The organism is Bradyrhizobium sp. CIR48 (assembly GCF_014198315.1).
In the GTDB taxonomy this organism is placed as follows: Bacteria; Pseudomonadota; Alphaproteobacteria; order Rhizobiales; family Xanthobacteraceae; genus Bradyrhizobium.
The window spans coordinates 377,792-390,492 of the sequence record NZ_JACIHG010000002.1 but is presented as its reverse complement, the minus strand read 5'-3'; the positions used below and the strand labels follow the sequence as shown (position 1 = coordinate 390,492).

General features: G+C 59.4%; 19 protein-coding genes and 1 pseudogene. 9 read left to right on the top strand and 11 right to left on the bottom strand.

Features of this window, described 5'->3' with window-relative positions; all coding sequences use genetic code 11:
• Window positions 1–283: 283 nt before the first annotated feature.
• The 3 genes from GGD66_RS08220 to GGD66_RS08210 all read left to right on the top strand — a co-directional run bounded on the left by GGD66_RS08220 (window position 284) and on the right by GGD66_RS08210 (window position 1,668).
• On the top strand, window positions 284–511 hold the full coding sequence (locus GGD66_RS08220; RefSeq protein ID WP_091965624.1) for a hypothetical protein: 228 nt from the start codon (window positions 284–286) through the stop codon (window positions 509–511).
• A 495-nt stretch (window positions 512–1,006) separates the two neighbouring features.
• On the top strand, window positions 1,007–1,255 hold the full coding sequence (locus GGD66_RS08215) for a hypothetical protein (protein ID WP_018319193.1): 249 nt from the start codon (window positions 1,007–1,009) through the stop codon (window positions 1,253–1,255).
• A 143-nt stretch (window positions 1,256–1,398) separates the two neighbouring features.
• Window positions 1,399–1,668: a DUF6894 family protein gene (locus tag GGD66_RS08210; protein WP_018319194.1), complete on the top strand. Its 270-nt coding sequence runs from the start codon at window positions 1,399–1,401 to the stop codon at window positions 1,666–1,668.
• On the opposite strand, the gene GGD66_RS08205 is transcribed toward GGD66_RS08210, so the two are convergent.
• Together GGD66_RS08205 and GGD66_RS08200 are read right to left on the bottom strand one after the other, a co-directional pair.
• Window positions 1,662–1,868, bottom strand: coding sequence for a hypothetical protein (locus GGD66_RS08205; protein ID WP_018319195.1), 207 nt, complete (start codon window positions 1,866–1,868; stop codon window positions 1,662–1,664). The two genes, GGD66_RS08210 and GGD66_RS08205, sit on opposite strands and share 7 nt — an antisense overlap.
• Window positions 1,865–2,065: a hypothetical protein gene (locus GGD66_RS08200; RefSeq protein WP_018319196.1), complete on the bottom strand. Its 201-nt coding sequence runs from the start codon at window positions 2,063–2,065 to the stop codon at window positions 1,865–1,867. The genes GGD66_RS08205 and GGD66_RS08200 overlap by 4 nt, the downstream gene beginning before the upstream one ends.
• A gap of 330 nt (window positions 2,066–2,395) precedes the next feature.
• On the opposite strand from GGD66_RS08200, the gene GGD66_RS08195 reads away from it, so the two are divergent.
• Window positions 2,396–2,566 carry a hypothetical protein gene (locus tag GGD66_RS08195; protein ID WP_183257362.1) on the top strand — a complete coding sequence of 57 codons (171 nt, stop codon included), beginning with the start codon at window positions 2,396–2,398 and terminating at the stop codon, window positions 2,564–2,566.
• Between the two features lie 159 nt (window positions 2,567–2,725).
• Here GGD66_RS08195 and GGD66_RS08190 read toward each other — a convergent pair whose 3' ends face one another.
• From GGD66_RS08190 to GGD66_RS41985, 3 genes are all read right to left on the bottom strand, one after another.
• A complete protein-coding gene (locus GGD66_RS08190; protein ID WP_143109132.1) occupies window positions 2,726–2,944 on the bottom strand; it encodes a hypothetical protein in 219 nt (72 codons plus the stop codon).
• Window positions 2,945–3,152: 208 nt separating this feature from the next.
• Window positions 3,153–3,464, bottom strand: coding sequence for a hypothetical protein (locus tag GGD66_RS08185; protein WP_092261766.1), 312 nt, complete (start codon window positions 3,462–3,464; stop codon window positions 3,153–3,155).
• Window positions 3,465–3,622: 158 nt separating this feature from the next.
• Window positions 3,623–4,078, bottom strand: coding sequence for a dodecin family protein (locus GGD66_RS41985; protein ID WP_283814460.1), 456 nt, complete (start codon window positions 4,076–4,078; stop codon window positions 3,623–3,625).
• A gap of 176 nt (window positions 4,079–4,254) precedes the next feature.
• Between GGD66_RS41985 and GGD66_RS08175 the strand changes: the two genes are divergently transcribed.
• Together GGD66_RS08175 and GGD66_RS08170 are read left to right on the top strand one after the other, a co-directional pair.
• Entirely contained in the window at window positions 4,255–4,449 is a 195-nt protein-coding gene (locus GGD66_RS08175) for a hypothetical protein (protein ID WP_179735699.1), read from the top strand.
• 178 nt (window positions 4,450–4,627) lie between these two features.
• Window positions 4,628–4,855, top strand: coding sequence for a hypothetical protein (locus tag GGD66_RS08170; RefSeq protein WP_026202141.1), 228 nt, complete (start codon window positions 4,628–4,630; stop codon window positions 4,853–4,855).
• Window positions 4,856–4,938: 83 nt separating this feature from the next.
• Here GGD66_RS08170 and GGD66_RS08165 read toward each other — a convergent pair whose 3' ends face one another.
• A complete protein-coding gene (locus GGD66_RS08165) occupies window positions 4,939–5,403 on the bottom strand; it encodes a GNAT family N-acetyltransferase (protein WP_183257361.1) in 465 nt (154 codons plus the stop codon).
• Between the two features lie 172 nt (window positions 5,404–5,575).
• Here GGD66_RS08165 and GGD66_RS08160 point away from each other — a divergent pair, with 172 nt between their 5' ends.
• From GGD66_RS08160 to GGD66_RS08150, 3 genes are all read left to right on the top strand, one after another.
• Window positions 5,576–6,352 carry a DUF4261 domain-containing protein gene (locus GGD66_RS08160; protein ID WP_183257360.1) on the top strand — a complete coding sequence of 259 codons (777 nt, stop codon included), beginning with the start codon at window positions 5,576–5,578 and terminating at the stop codon, window positions 6,350–6,352.
• Between the two features lie 62 nt (window positions 6,353–6,414).
• The gene (locus GGD66_RS08155) at window positions 6,415–7,035 is read left to right on the top strand and encodes an imm11 family protein (RefSeq protein ID WP_183257614.1); all 621 of its coding nucleotides are present in this window, start codon (window positions 6,415–6,417) and stop codon (window positions 7,033–7,035) included.
• A gap of 464 nt (window positions 7,036–7,499) precedes the next feature.
• Window positions 7,500–9,128, top strand: coding sequence for a hypothetical protein (locus GGD66_RS08150; RefSeq protein ID WP_183257359.1), 1,629 nt, complete (start codon window positions 7,500–7,502; stop codon window positions 9,126–9,128).
• A gap of 252 nt (window positions 9,129–9,380) precedes the next feature.
• Here the strand turns inward: GGD66_RS08150 and GGD66_RS08145 are convergent, their stop codons facing one another.
• The 5 genes and pseudogenes from GGD66_RS08145 to GGD66_RS08125 all read right to left on the bottom strand — a co-directional run bounded on the left by GGD66_RS08145 (window position 9,381) and on the right by GGD66_RS08125 (window position 12,255).
• Window positions 9,381–9,932: a hypothetical protein gene (locus GGD66_RS08145; RefSeq protein WP_183257358.1), complete on the bottom strand. Its 552-nt coding sequence runs from the start codon at window positions 9,930–9,932 to the stop codon at window positions 9,381–9,383.
• 198 nt (window positions 9,933–10,130) lie between these two features.
• Window positions 10,131–10,247: pseudogene (locus GGD66_RS08140) on the bottom strand (hypothetical protein); the annotation flags it as partial.
• A 720-nt stretch (window positions 10,248–10,967) separates the two neighbouring features.
• Window positions 10,968–11,384: a hypothetical protein gene (locus GGD66_RS08135; RefSeq protein WP_244550751.1), complete on the bottom strand. Its 417-nt coding sequence runs from the start codon at window positions 11,382–11,384 to the stop codon at window positions 10,968–10,970.
• A gap of 136 nt (window positions 11,385–11,520) precedes the next feature.
• Window positions 11,521–11,958, bottom strand: coding sequence for a nuclear transport factor 2 family protein (locus GGD66_RS08130; protein WP_092260841.1), 438 nt, complete (start codon window positions 11,956–11,958; stop codon window positions 11,521–11,523).
• 126 nt (window positions 11,959–12,084) lie between these two features.
• Window positions 12,085–12,255, bottom strand: coding sequence for a hypothetical protein (locus GGD66_RS08125; RefSeq protein WP_177237327.1), 171 nt, complete (start codon window positions 12,253–12,255; stop codon window positions 12,085–12,087).
• Between the last annotated feature and the right edge of the window lie 446 nt (window positions 12,256–12,701).

Here is a 12,701-nt window from a genome sequence, read left to right as displayed (position 1 = left end):
CTCCCAAGGTGCGGGAAGGATGACGCGGATCGGACGAGCCTCAGCGGAGCCTTGACCAGCAGGCCGGGCTTGATCCCCGGCGGGTTCGGCCAGAGCCACGGACAAGAGTGCAATCAGCATCGCCAGCGAAGTCGTGACAAGTCTCATATCCAGCATCGACGCCTCCAGTTTTCGCACCAACGCTGGCGGCGGCTGTCGGTTCAGGCACGATCGGGAACAAGTGGTAATTTTGTATGTTTGAAGAAGACAGATCCGGATGACCGGACTGCTGGAGGAGGACACGATGAACATCAAGACCATCATTGCCGCTGCCGTGTTGACGTCATTTGCGGCTCCCGCATTCGCGCAGTCGTTCTACGTGGTGCAGGACGTCAAGACCAAGAAGTGCACGATCACGGAGGCGAAGCCGACGACCACGGAAACGACCGTCGTCAGCGGTGACACCGTGTACAAGACCAGGACTGAAGCCGAGGCCGGCATGAAGACCGTCAAGGTCTGCACGTCGAACTGAGAAGGACAGATGCCTGTACTTTTGCTTTGGCCGTCCCGGCCGTGATCGTGCTCGGTGGCGGCGTTTATCTGATTGGCCACATGCACTGAGAATGGATGCCGAGGGGGCCTGGCGCGTCCACGGCCCCCTTGCGAGTGAGGTTGCGAAAGCGTCAGCAAAAGCCCGCGTGGAGCGATCCGCGCGGGCTTATTGTATGTGACGCCTCGTCCGCTTGCCGCGCAGACGACCTCGCGGTGACCATGTTCAATTCTGTACTCAAGCAGGCGGCACCCCGAGCCCCTCGTCCGACGAAACACGGCTGAAACATTGCTGAAACCAGATCGTCCTGAACTCCGCGCCCGCTCGTCCCGACCAACGGAGCGAAGAGGAGAGACAGTCATGATCCAGATCGGTTCGAAGGAAGAAGTCGCGTTCCTGCTGGCGCTGTTCGGCACCCACACCCAGCCGGTGCAGCGGCCGAAGCCGAAATCGCAGCAAAGGTGAGAGGCTGAACCCATGCCAGGTTTGGCCGAATGCCAGAGCCTGCTCAGGCTCCTGATCGCCAGGGGCGATCCCAAGGCCATCCCGCTCGCCAAAGGTGCCATCGATCAGTATCTGAACACGGCGCCGCTCAGCGCACGCGGGCGCGGCCTGCGCGTGCTCCAGCGCGACGCACTGGACCAGCACGATGTGGCGGTCGGCGTGCAGCGCTCGTTCGCCGAGACGGTGGATGCCTATATCGAGCACAAGCTTGCGGAGGAATAGGGGGGCCGCGCAGCCAGGCAAAGTCCCCGTCCTGCCGGATCGACCTCGGCGGCGTTCCCGGAACCCGTTGATCCCAAGCGAATTTTTCGTCGCATTTGGAAACCTTTGCCCGTCCCGGGCCTATTAGGGCAAAGGATGCAACGATGCCGCGTTATTACTTCGACCTTCGCGACCACCAGGGAATTGCGCTCGACGAGGAAGGGCTGGAATTGGCCAGCCCGCGCGCCGTTCGGGCCGAGGCCGCCAAGTCGCTTGCCGACATGGCACGCGATGCCGTTCTTTCCGCGCCGCCCACGGGCGGCAGGCAGACGATGGCGATCGACGTTCGCGACGCCAGCGGTCCCGTCATGCAGCTGACATTCTGGTTCGAGATCGAGACTCCGACCTCGCGATCGCCATCACGCGATCATTGACGCGTCAACGCGTCCGGCGGCGACGGCTCGGGATCCAGCACGGCGATCTTCCGGCCGAGCTGCCACACCTCGACCTTGCCATGACGGGTGTACTGTCGTGCGAAGCTGAGAGCGGAGGAATCCGACGGAGCCTCGAACGCTTCGGCGGAGCGGAAGACCCCGTTCTCGCCGACGAGATAAGCGCGATATTGCTGCATCATGTCGGTGCCCTCAGGCCGGGGGAGCGCAGCCAGGCCTCGATCTGCATGGCCGTTTCGTCCTGCCGCGCCCGGCGCAGCAGCATCTCCCGGCGGCGCCCCGGCGCGAGCGCGCGCGCTTCCTCGCGACAGCGCGTGGCTTCGTCGGCGAGTCTTTCGCTGAGAGTCCTGGTCTGTTTGAAACGACGCCGCGTCAGCATGGCGCATCTCCCTGTTCGCGGAGGCGGGAGCGCAAACTGGCGTTCTCATCACCGATAAATGCCACGAGCCTTGCGGTGATGAATTAACGCTACGCCGCCGGCGGCGCCGAGTCTGTATCATTTGGTATGTCCGCAAATTAAATTTTCGGGTGCAAGTTCAGTCATTTGAGCCACTTACTCATCTTGAGTGCGACACAAGAGCTAAGTTCACTTTTGAACCAAAGCGACCTCTGGTCGTTTGCAAGACATCACCGGCCAAGGATTTGTCCGTAGGCGTCGGTGGCCGAGAGACCCAGCGTGCTCCCGCCTGCAAAGCGAAGGAGCATACCGATGCGGGTTTATCGGCCGTTGCCTGCCGATCATGAGCAGGCAGAATACATGCGACAGCTTTTGCGCGAGGCCCGCGAGCTGCTGAAGCAGTCGCCGCCCGATACGTTTCTGGGACGCAAGACAACAGAGGCGCCTCCGAAAAAGCAGGAGCCGGACGCGGATACCGGCTGACGCGTGGGTGCTTGTCGAATCCGGCCACTGATGCCCGCTCTGAATTTACTTCCGCTTCCGGCGGCACAATGGACATCGCTGGACTTGCTGTCGGTCTGGTCCCGTCGCGAATGACCCAACTGAGACATTGACGCTGAGCTTCTGTCCCGCGTTTTGCGTTCAGGACCACGGCGGCTCTTCGCTCGCCCCGGCTGCTTCGTGGCGGATCGTGACATCCGCCGAACGCAACCCGGTCAGCAATACAGTTCTGACAGAGGCAGCATCAAATCCAATATCCTTGGCATTTGGTGGATGTGCCTCGCTGTTCTTCAATCGGAGCGCAAGGTGCAATTGCTCGCAAAGGTGCTGAACGACGAGATTGACCTGATCGTCAGTCATGATCGGCTTCTCCTGCGGCCATTCTGCTACAAAACCAGGTAGCGCACTTGATCGGACGGTATGCGGTTGGACCGCCCATGGGATCACCCTGGGCGATGACCATGTGCGGATGAATGAGACGCATTCCGTTCGCTACAACGCGAAGGGTTCGAAATTCGACGACATCAGAAAGAGGGCGGCGCTCCCACGCAACTGGCGGCGCTTGCGGCTACTTTATGCCCGAGGACCCATTGGGCTCCATGTGCACCAAAACCTCGCCGGTGGTGATTTCGGGAACTCCAAGATCGAGGTCTGGCAGACTTGCCTGAACAAACGCGAGTATCTTGGCATTCGCTGCATTGGCGCTTTCGCAGTCGTCAAATATCATCACAGCGATACCAACACCGTCGCCCGCATCCAGCACATAGTAAGATTTGAATCCGTGCGATTGCCTTAGGATCTCGCCGACGCCGCTCCTGGCGCGGCGAGCAGCGTCCGCGACCGAACGAACCTTGGCGTACTTGCGAATGACCATGTACATGGGGCCACCACGCGCTACACGCCCCCACGCATCAAAGCACATCGGCCCTGGTTGGACTAGGGCCTCCTCTGGATGGGTCACACCGACCGTTGGGCCCGCGCAACGCGCCTTTCCAATCAGCCATCCTCGCCCCGCAAGTGGGGGCCGAGGTGCCGAGGCTAGGAGCCCTCGAACTTGAACGACACGTTGAGCTTGGCGCGATAGGCCTCAACTTTTCCGTTTTCATCCAGTTGCATGTCGAGCTTGATGACCTCTGCAACGCGAAGATCCCGGAGAGATTTCGCTGCTTGCTCGACCGCATTGGCGGCCGCCTTCTCCCACGAGTCGCTGCTGGTACCGACCAGTTCTATGACCTTGTAGACGCTATCAGCCATGTCGTCCTCCTGTTCGGTATGACCCAGGAAATCTAGCATCAGGATCTCGACGCTGATACCGTTTCGGGCGGAGCCGAGAAGGGACAAACTGCTGGCGGAGGGGCGGCTCTTGGCTCCGAATGAACTGCCGGACCGACGCCATCGTGTCCGCTCATGGCGGATCGACGGAAATGCGTCCGATTGGCTGTCTCTTTTCAGTCTCCCCGGACCGGAAGGCAGCACGATCCTGTTGGCGCGCAAGCTCACGCCCAGACAAAACGGCTATGGCTCGTGCCGAGCGCGAGAAAGATGGCCCCAAGGAAGCTCTGGAAGGAAGCTCTGGAAGGAAGCTCTGGCTCGCACGCGAACCATCTCGGTCACCTGCCTCGCCGAAAAAGGGGTAAAGTGCCCAGGGCTCACATCCGAGGAGCAACAACATGACCCTACGCCCCGAACTGGTCCCCGCCAGGATCGACTGGCATGTCTTCGCGGTTATGAGCAACACGATGCCGCCTCGAGATCCTGACGACGACGAAGAAGATGACGACGAAGACGATGAGGACGAAGAGCAAGACGAGGAGGAGAACCAGACCGACGAATCGCCGGTCGTGCGCGAGCCGGACGAAGACTAAGCGGGATGCTTGGAGATAGCCTTGAGCTTCGGTGAGTGCGAGCCCCAGCCTGCGCGCGGCGCGCTGGTGCGTCCGGCGGCTTTCAAGGTCGGTCTGATTCCGAGAGCCACCGATAGACGCTGAAGGGACCGGGTTTCCGGTGCAGCACTATCGGCGTTCACGGGTAGAGGAGGTGAGCATGACCCTCATATGGCTTGGTGTGCTGCTTGTTTTCGGCGGCATACTCCAGATGGCGTTTCAGCCCATCTGGCGAGGCCGATTCAGCGGTGGAAGGTGGCTTCGCTCGGGGCGTGACACGCTGGAGCCTGAAAGGCCGGGTGGCGGCTTCGGCATCAAATCGAACTGGCCTGGACTTGTGATGGTCGCACTTGGCGGCACTTTCTTGCTGGCCGGAGCTGCCATCTGAGTTGAAATGTCTCGGGCGTCACCCGTTATCTGGCCGCGCCAATCTGCTGGAGCCGTGTCTCGTCGTGGCGTCCGCGCGCCGGATCAGGCGCGAAGCGCAAGGTGCAGGAATTGGTTGAAGGCGCTCGCCTGGTAATCGGCGAACGCCTCGCCGTTGACGAAGCCGCGCTTGCGGTACAGCGCCAGCGTCGGCTCGAATGCCGGGCCGCTTCCGGTCTCCAGGCTCAGCCGGGTCAACCCGCGCGCCTTCGCCTCGCGCACGATGTGGTCCAGCAGCAGCGCCGCGACGCCGCGGCGCAGATGATCGGGGTGGGTCCGCATCGACTTCACCTCGGCGCCGCCATCGCCCAGCTCCTTCAGCGCGCCGATGCCGACGACGTCGTCGCCCTCGCGCACCGACCACACGGTGACCCCGGGCACCTGCAGCCCCGACAGGTCGAGCGCGAACACATGGCCCGGCGGCGAGCTCGCATGCATGCCGGCGAGATGCAGCGCGAGCAGGCGGCGGGTCGGTTCGGAGGTGAGATCGTCGGGGTGGATTGAGAACATGGGGGGACCGTTTGGGAGCTGTGCCGACATTCGGATTGCGCCCGCACAATATGAAGCAAACAAAGGCTGGTTGACAATGTTCCCGTTTTGTTCTAGGTAGTCGAAATACTTCAACTGTTGGGCGAGCGGCGCAGCGGATCGCGTCTCGTCCCCAAATTTCCGGGGGTAGTCGATGAGTAGCTCCCTTCTCGCTTTGGTCTTATTGGATAATCCGGTGACGCCGGACATGTCAGCGGTTGCAGAGGTCCTTCACGCCCGACATCCGGAGTTGGCAACGGAGACGATGGACGACGGGCGTGCACCGCAGGCTCGAGCAAACTCGCCGCTCATTCGTTGCGGCAACGAGCTTGTCGCCGTGATGTCGATGCCGGCACCCATCCCGGACGACCAGGGACTGTGGGCACGCGCTGCGACGACGTGGCCGGAGAGCAAGGCGGTGGCCGCCCGGCATCGAGGTCATATGATCGTATCGATGCTCGGTAAGAGCGAACAGCCGCTGGTCGCCGCGCGCATCACGACCGCAGTCATCGGTGCGTTGATTGCGACGATGCCTGAGTGCTGCGGCGTGGTCTGGGCGGGCCGGGTCGCGCGGCCTGCCGATCTCTGGCGCGAGATGTCCCGCGATTCGTTCGCACCGTATCCTGATTACCCCTTTAGGCTATGGGTCGACATTCTTCCGTTCCGGACAGGCTCGAAGATCGCCGCGGTCACGATGGGACTGTCCGCCTTCGTCGGGCGTGAGATCGAGTTCGTGACCGGCAAGCTCACGCTTTCGGCGTTGTTCGACAAGGTGGTTGGGCTTGCCGTGTATCTGATCGAGCATGGCAGCGTGGTGAAGGACGGTGACACGATCGGGGCAAGCGCGAGCGAGCGTATCCAGGTTCGTCACAAGAGCTCCGATGCGTTTGGCGGACTGCCGGTGTTTTACTGTGTGGACGATTCTGCTTAGATGGGCGGCATCGGAACACTGCCACGGAATACGAAATAACCTTCGTAAATGAGTGAAGATTGATGGTCGATTCCCTACCAAAGAGGCGCCGGGCCAAGGCAAAGAATCGAAAGTTTTATGTCGTCGGCCTCGGCGGGTTTCACACGGCGCCGGGATGGGAGATGGACAATCTCGCAACTCTCACAGGCGGACGCCTGGTCCTCATTCCGCCGCGGGAGCGGGGCTTCGTGTCTTTCCCTGAAACGCCGCGACTTGTCATCGACAAGTCTCTCGGTCGCGCTCCCGCGGACTGGGAGCTCTTTCATGACTACCGGCTCATTTCCGACCGGATGAAGAGCCTTCTCGAAACATTGGATCTGGAGGGAGTTCGTTTTGTCAGATGCGAGACCCAATACCGGGATGGCCGTGCGGCGCCAGCTTATTGGCTTTGTGATATTGTCAGGGTTCTCGATGCTGTCGACGAAGCAAAATCGGTTCTTGAGATCGAGTATCGCACGCCCGATCGTAAGGTTTACAATCTGAGTAGAAGAAGCAGTCTTGTCTTCAAAGAGGATAGCGTCGGGGCGGCTCATATTTTCAGGCTCGCCTTTTATCCCATGGTCGTCTGCGACCAAGTCCTGAAGGATGCGTGCAAGGAAGCGGGGATCAGGGGCATTGGATTCACCGATACGACGAAGTATTGACCTGATGTGCCGCGGCTGCCGATATTGAAGTCCTACTTGGAGAAGATCGCCGACCAAAAAGGCGAGAGACTCGGGTTCGTCTGCGGCTCATCGTCCGATGGTGCAGGATAATTTGCGGTGTCTGTTGTCGTGGCCTGTTCGTTGACACGTCGGGCAAAACACCGGCAGAGTAGTATGGTCTAGAGAAGTCGGCTCGCGGTATTTCGCGAGCCTTTTTTATTGGCTCGTTTCCGTAGCAGCTAGGCATTCTTAGCCCACGTCGTTGCAGAGGCCTACTTCAGGCAATTGCATTGAGCGGACCGTCGTCATTCACGGCGTCGCCATTGGCCGCTAGCTGCCGCTTCGCCCGTCAGAACACACAGGCACGCGGGCAAACCTCACGATTCAATTTTCTCCTCGCATGCGGGCACCGAAGGTTTCGGCGCGCCGCTGATGATTGCATTGGCGCAATGCCAGAGGGTAGCATGTTACAAACCCATCACATCTTGCTACAGGAGCTTGCCGGCCACTTCACACTCAAGGTCTTGGGTGATCGTTTCAGGCTCGATGGCATCAAGAATTTGATGAGCCTGCCATCAAATCAAAAAGCAGCTCAAGGGCTGGGATCAAGTCCTCATACGGGCGGCCATCTCGGCAGTTACAGGAAAATATTTTGCAAGTTTCTTGGTGAACTCCAGGAGCACCCATCCTTTGTTGCCGCTCAGGAAGGCGACACTGCTGCTCTTGATCAGCTGGACGCCGAGATGAGTGGCTTTCTCGCGGCGGCCAAGCACGCGCTTGCAAGGGGGCATCTACTTACCAATACACCTTCGGGAAGGACACAGGAGGAAGCGAACAAAAATAATGAAGACTGGTACGCAAACCGGAGGACATATGCCAAAGACAATCAAGACAGCATTCAGCAGATGCAGGACACTGTCGACCAACTCCATGCGGCTGGCCAATGGGACGGCGCCCTGCGTGCGCCCATCCTCTTGCCGGACGGCGGCCTCAGTCTCGCCGACAAGATCGAGCTCTTGAAGAGATATGGCTCCAGTTCAGGGATTTCGCAGCATTTCTCCCCTGTTGGGCCTGTCCCTGATCTGCCTGGCTTTGCCGCCCCCGCGGCCGACGTACGACTGCCCGGCTTTATCCCGCCTTCAACAGAAGGTCTGAATCGACCGGAAGGATTTACGCCAAGTAATCCGCTTCCCACGTTGGGAGTACCAGGATTTCCGGTGATCAATCCTCAAGGTTTTGAACAACTACCTCCCACCACGGCGGTCCCTCAGGATCCCTTCATCTTTAAATACGATCTGGCTAGCGGAACGCCGCATCCCTTCTACGAGAACCCATTGGCCGGCGGCACATCCGTGGCGCACAATGCGCTTCCTTGGTTGGCTGGAGCGGCGGCTGTCGGCATAGCGGCTCCCTCCATTCCCGCTTGGCTGCTTGCCATAGGGGGCGCCTTGGCGCTAACGCGCGCTGCCACTGCGGGGGAAAGCAGTTCCGGCACGATGACAGGCGCCGCCGCTCCCAGCGGAGGAGTGTTCTCGACAGGAGCGCCGCCGCTCAACATCATCGGCAATGGACTCAACGTCGACAGCGCGGCCAGTGGCCGCGGCTCTTCGGCTTCATCGACATTTGGGCGGCAGGTGGGCGGAGCTTCCTCGATCGATCCAGAGACTCGCGCTACCACTTTTGCAGATCGCTTTGGCAGCTGGGCCGGCCCGCCAGGCGGCACTGTACCTGCCAAGCCGGCAAACGTGGATAGATTACCAGACGCTCCTGCAGGCGGATCGGTCGCGCCCGAAAACGTTCGGCGCCTCGCCCGCGTCAATGAGTCCAACGCGGGCAGCGTGTTCACGTCCGGCAGTGCGCCGGTCCCGTATCTGCTGCCTTCCACGGAATTCAACGAGCGGTTCGGCAACTGGACCGTGGCGACCACTGGCAGCGCGCAACCGCAACCCAGCAAGCCGATCGGTCTCTTCGCCGACGAGCCGAGCTACGTCATTCCACCCCCGATCTTCGGAGTGGACGGTCCAGGCAATCCGCATAGTGACGCTGAGGAGTGGTTTTCGCGGTGGATACGGCCGTTGCTTCGACCAGAGTAGAGGTTGAGGTTGCGGAGCGGTGAGTATGCCGTCGGATCGTTCGTTTGACACGTCGGGCAAGAACACCCGCAGAATAGCATCATCGGAAGAGTTCGGATCGAGCCCGCGGGGTGCCGCGGGCTTTCTTTTCGCTGAGACGTTCCGTGCCGTAGGCCGTGTATTCATAAAAAGAATGTCTGTTTATGAGGGCCAAGCGGAAATCTTCTAGTCGGCTAGAGCATTACTGCTTCTGACCCAAAGCGGATCCTCGTTTCATACTTTGGTGTTTGCAGCCTGCACAAGCTTACGCTGCCGTTCGAATACCTCAGCTAACTCACGTATCGGCGTGTCAACGTCGCCGATCATAAACCTGCTTTGACGAAGATACATCAAACGCATGAGACGAGGCATTTCGAGATGTTCAATGATGCCAGGCTTCAGGACGATCACTAAAGTCTTCGCGGACGACGTTGGTCCCATAGCTGCCACAGAGCAAGATATCACGTCTGCCCACCGCACCAGCGTTGGTGAGACCGGATGATAGATAAAGCCCTCGGAGGTCAACGTTAGTTCTGGAAGCCCTTTTGCGTAGAAGCGAATTGCGAGGGAGCTTGACAGGAGCAAGAACACCCCTGCAGAAGCGCCGAGGATGCAAATAGCGCGCAGACCACCACTATGTGAGTTTGCAACAGCGGCGAGGCCAAGGACGCAGGTGAGACCGAGAAGGACAACAAATCTAAAGGCAAATGCAAAGAAGCCCTGCGATCTAATCGAAACAGGGCCTTTCGCCAGATCAATCATGAGACCTAAAGTCACGTCTTTCACGAAGCAACTTTCACAGGCTTGAGAGTACGCCATATCAGAAGTCGACCCGAAGATAACACCTCTAACAAATCCGGCTGACATACAGCTGACGTCAGGCATCTGGCCCATCGGCGACCTTCAATGATGTCCGCTGTTTGTGCTCTCTGAGAGACGATCGGACATCTGGGGCCGCCTAGGCGCCCAATTCAGGAGCGGGCGCTACGCCGCCGCAGCCGATCCGAACCACCGCATCAATGCCTTGTCGAGCCCGGATTGGTTCTCGTCTCCCACCCAGGCGACGTGCCCGTCGGGCCGCACCAGCACTGCGAGCGGCGCGGTGAAGGGCGAGACCGGCGATAGATGGTGGGTGTAGGCAATGTACATCACAAGCGCTAACAGAACGAATGTCAGCGCGTTGGACAAAGGGGCGAGCGTACAACCCGGTTGGCGCGAGTTCTTTCGCCCGTTCGGTCCCGCGCCTGAAAAGCAACGAGGGCGAGGTTCGGGCGGCGTCCTCCGTTGTCGGTTCGTTGGGTTAGACCGGAAGCAACCGGCCGACCTTCCAAGCGGCGCTAATGACCAATATCGGACTTACCGTCATTCTCAATTTGTATATCCGATGGACTAGGCTCACCCGGTATGGGAACCGGTCTTACCTTTTCCAGTTTTGGAGTGGTCGGTAACTTTTCGAGGGGCCGCGCCATGGGAGATCGCCGCAAAAGAGTGAAGCAAACCCGCTCCCTTGAAGAACGAATGGCCGAACAGGCCATTAAGCTCAAAGAGCGGGCCAGCCACTTGCCCGCTGGCAAGGAACGTGAGGGCTTGCTTAAGCGAGCCAGGATTGCTGAGACCGGCGCGCATCTAAGCGATTGGTTGACCTCGCCGGGCTTGCACCCACCCAAGTAAGGGTTTCGGGAAAACTGTCCAGTTTGATGCTTACCGACATTGACAGAGCACGCGGAGATTCGATGTTCCCGAAATCTTCTAGTCGGCCATAGCGTTACTGCTTCCGACTCGTAGCGGACTTAAAATGCTATGTTTGCCAAGGGAGGAGGATCATCCCTCCGGTCCGGGAATGAAGCAGCGCCACAAAGGAGTCATTCTTCCATCGGCGTAGGTTGGCCACCACCAAACCATCGCCCTGCCGCTGAGGTTCTGCCGGTTGAGCACGACAGAGTTTGGCACGTCAAACCATTGCCCGCGTTCGCTTGGCCGCTGCGGATTTTTCAGAAGGACTCTATAGCCATTCTTTGCTGTATCCCACTCGGCCTCCGCATATTGGCCGTCCCCTCCATCACAGCACGGCTCACCTGCCTTGTTCTTGAGACTTTTGAACCAAGCGTTCAGTTCTGGTCGCATCAGGTCGTGTGAATGGGCTGTGTTGATGCTGAAAGATGTGACCGCACACAATCCCACCGTGCGTGCTACCATCAACCGATAAAGATGCACTTGGCGTCCATTGGAACTGGTCATGGAAACCTCCGTTTCCCTGCCCACGTGCGTGGGTCATCGGAACCGCGCGAAGGTTCAAGGCGCCGCACCGGGACAAGTAGCCCTTTGGTGTCCGGTGAGGCTGCCGCCTCACCGGACCGATGAAGCTTCGACCGCTTTAGTTGAATGTTTGCAGCCTCAATTTGAGCGAGCCGTCGGCTTGGCGTTCGAATACGTGCATCGCCAAACCACCCAACGGAGATGGCTTGCCCTCCTTGTCCTTACCCGTGGCACTCCACTTTGCTGTGCCGAATACAACCTTGTCATCTCCGCCGACGTCGATCATCTCCAACTTGTGACCCGTCACACCGTTCGCGAAGAGTCCGGCAAAGAAACTCTCGATCTCAGCCGGACCTGACGCCACCTGATGTGTGGGCGGCATCAATTTTGCCGTCGCGACATAGGAAGCTCCGATGGCTTTCGCGTCGTGCTTGTTGAATGCGGCATCCCAAGCGGCGTAAGCCTGCTGCACGTCCCCCTTGGCGTCCGCGGCCAACGAAATTCCCGGCGCGCCGAGCAGACAAATGACTAGCGCTGATATTTGAGCCAACTTCATAGGATACTCCTCTGTTGGATAATTCCTTTTCCGATTGATCAGATCATCAGTCCAATCGTCTACCGCGGCTGCGCGCCCGCCAGCATGACGACACCGTCGCCGGTCGCGCTGCGGCCGGCCATTGGTTCATAGGGAAGAGGTGCAGGCGATGGTAACTTCAACGGCGCCGTTCACCTCGAAGTCCATATCGCGCGCCATGACACCGCTAATGCAGCCGGTCACACATGCGCCGAACTTCACCACCACGACCAGTTTTACGAAGACACGTTCATCATGGCTGGTGCCGGAAGACTCCATCCAATAGTTCGCGCAACAGCAATTCCGGGCGATTACCGTCAGCCAGGTTGACAAATGGGAGAGAGCGACGGCGCACATACTGCCTGGGCCGGAAATCCCCGCGCTTATCATCGGAGTAATTCGCCTTCTGGACCGAAGGCGAGGTTCGGGCGGCGTCCCCAGTTGTCGACTCGTTGGGGTAGACCGGAAGCAACCGGCCGACCTTCCAAGCCGCGCTAACGATCCGTAGCAGACTTTTGGCATATTGAGCGGATGCAACCACATTGCTATGCTTCATTCACATCGTGCCTTAGTTCTGATGGGCAGGCTTGATCAGGCTTACGGACTGCAGCCTGCAATTTGGAAATTGGAATTCTTGAAGCCATAGGCCCCGCCTCCGGACGCATTTCAAAAGCGGCCGGGGAATGTTCATGGACGTCATTTCCCTCCGTTCTTCCCCTTGACTC

What these genes read in the sequence shown, in the direction of transcription:
- GGD66_RS08190 (WP_143109132.1), bottom strand. Translation starts at nt 2,944, where the DNA reads ATGACTGACGATCAGGTCAATCTCGTCGTTCAGCACCTTTGCGAGCAA.
- GGD66_RS08215 (WP_018319193.1), top strand. Translation starts at nt 1,007, where the DNA reads ATGCCAGGTTTGGCCGAATGCCAGAGCCTGCTCAGGCTCCTGATCGCC.
- GGD66_RS08195 (WP_183257362.1), top strand. Translation starts at nt 2,396, where the DNA reads ATGCGGGTTTATCGGCCGTTGCCTGCCGATCATGAGCAGGCAGAATAC.
- GGD66_RS08185 (WP_092261766.1), bottom strand. Translation starts at nt 3,464, where the DNA reads ATGTACATGGTCATTCGCAAGTACGCCAAGGTTCGTTCGGTCGCGGAC.
- GGD66_RS08220 (WP_091965624.1), top strand. Translation starts at nt 284, where the DNA reads ATGAACATCAAGACCATCATTGCCGCTGCCGTGTTGACGTCATTTGCG.
- GGD66_RS08130 (WP_092260841.1), bottom strand. Translation starts at nt 11,958, where the DNA reads ATGAAGTTGGCTCAAATATCAGCGCTAGTCATTTGTCTGCTCGGCGCG.
- GGD66_RS08165 (WP_183257361.1), bottom strand. Translation starts at nt 5,403, where the DNA reads ATGTTCTCAATCCACCCCGACGATCTCACCTCCGAACCGACCCGCCGC.
- GGD66_RS08200 (WP_018319196.1), bottom strand. Translation starts at nt 2,065, where the DNA reads ATGCTGACGCGGCGTCGTTTCAAACAGACCAGGACTCTCAGCGAAAGA.
- GGD66_RS08125 (WP_177237327.1), bottom strand. Translation starts at nt 12,255, where the DNA reads ATGGAGTCTTCCGGCACCAGCCATGATGAACGTGTCTTCGTAAAACTG.
- GGD66_RS08160 (WP_183257360.1), top strand. Translation starts at nt 5,576, where the DNA reads ATGAGTAGCTCCCTTCTCGCTTTGGTCTTATTGGATAATCCGGTGACG.
- GGD66_RS08210 (WP_018319194.1), top strand. Translation starts at nt 1,399, where the DNA reads ATGCCGCGTTATTACTTCGACCTTCGCGACCACCAGGGAATTGCGCTC.
- GGD66_RS08135 (WP_244550751.1), bottom strand. Translation starts at nt 11,384, where the DNA reads ATGACCAGTTCCAATGGACGCCAAGTGCATCTTTATCGGTTGATGGTA.
- GGD66_RS08175 (WP_179735699.1), top strand. Translation starts at nt 4,255, where the DNA reads ATGACCCTACGCCCCGAACTGGTCCCCGCCAGGATCGACTGGCATGTC.
- GGD66_RS08150 (WP_183257359.1), top strand. Translation starts at nt 7,500, where the DNA reads ATGTTACAAACCCATCACATCTTGCTACAGGAGCTTGCCGGCCACTTC.
- GGD66_RS08170 (WP_026202141.1), top strand. Translation starts at nt 4,628, where the DNA reads ATGACCCTCATATGGCTTGGTGTGCTGCTTGTTTTCGGCGGCATACTC.
- GGD66_RS08155 (WP_183257614.1), top strand. Translation starts at nt 6,415, where the DNA reads ATGGTCGATTCCCTACCAAAGAGGCGCCGGGCCAAGGCAAAGAATCGA.
- GGD66_RS08205 (WP_018319195.1), bottom strand. Translation starts at nt 1,868, where the DNA reads ATGATGCAGCAATATCGCGCTTATCTCGTCGGCGAGAACGGGGTCTTC.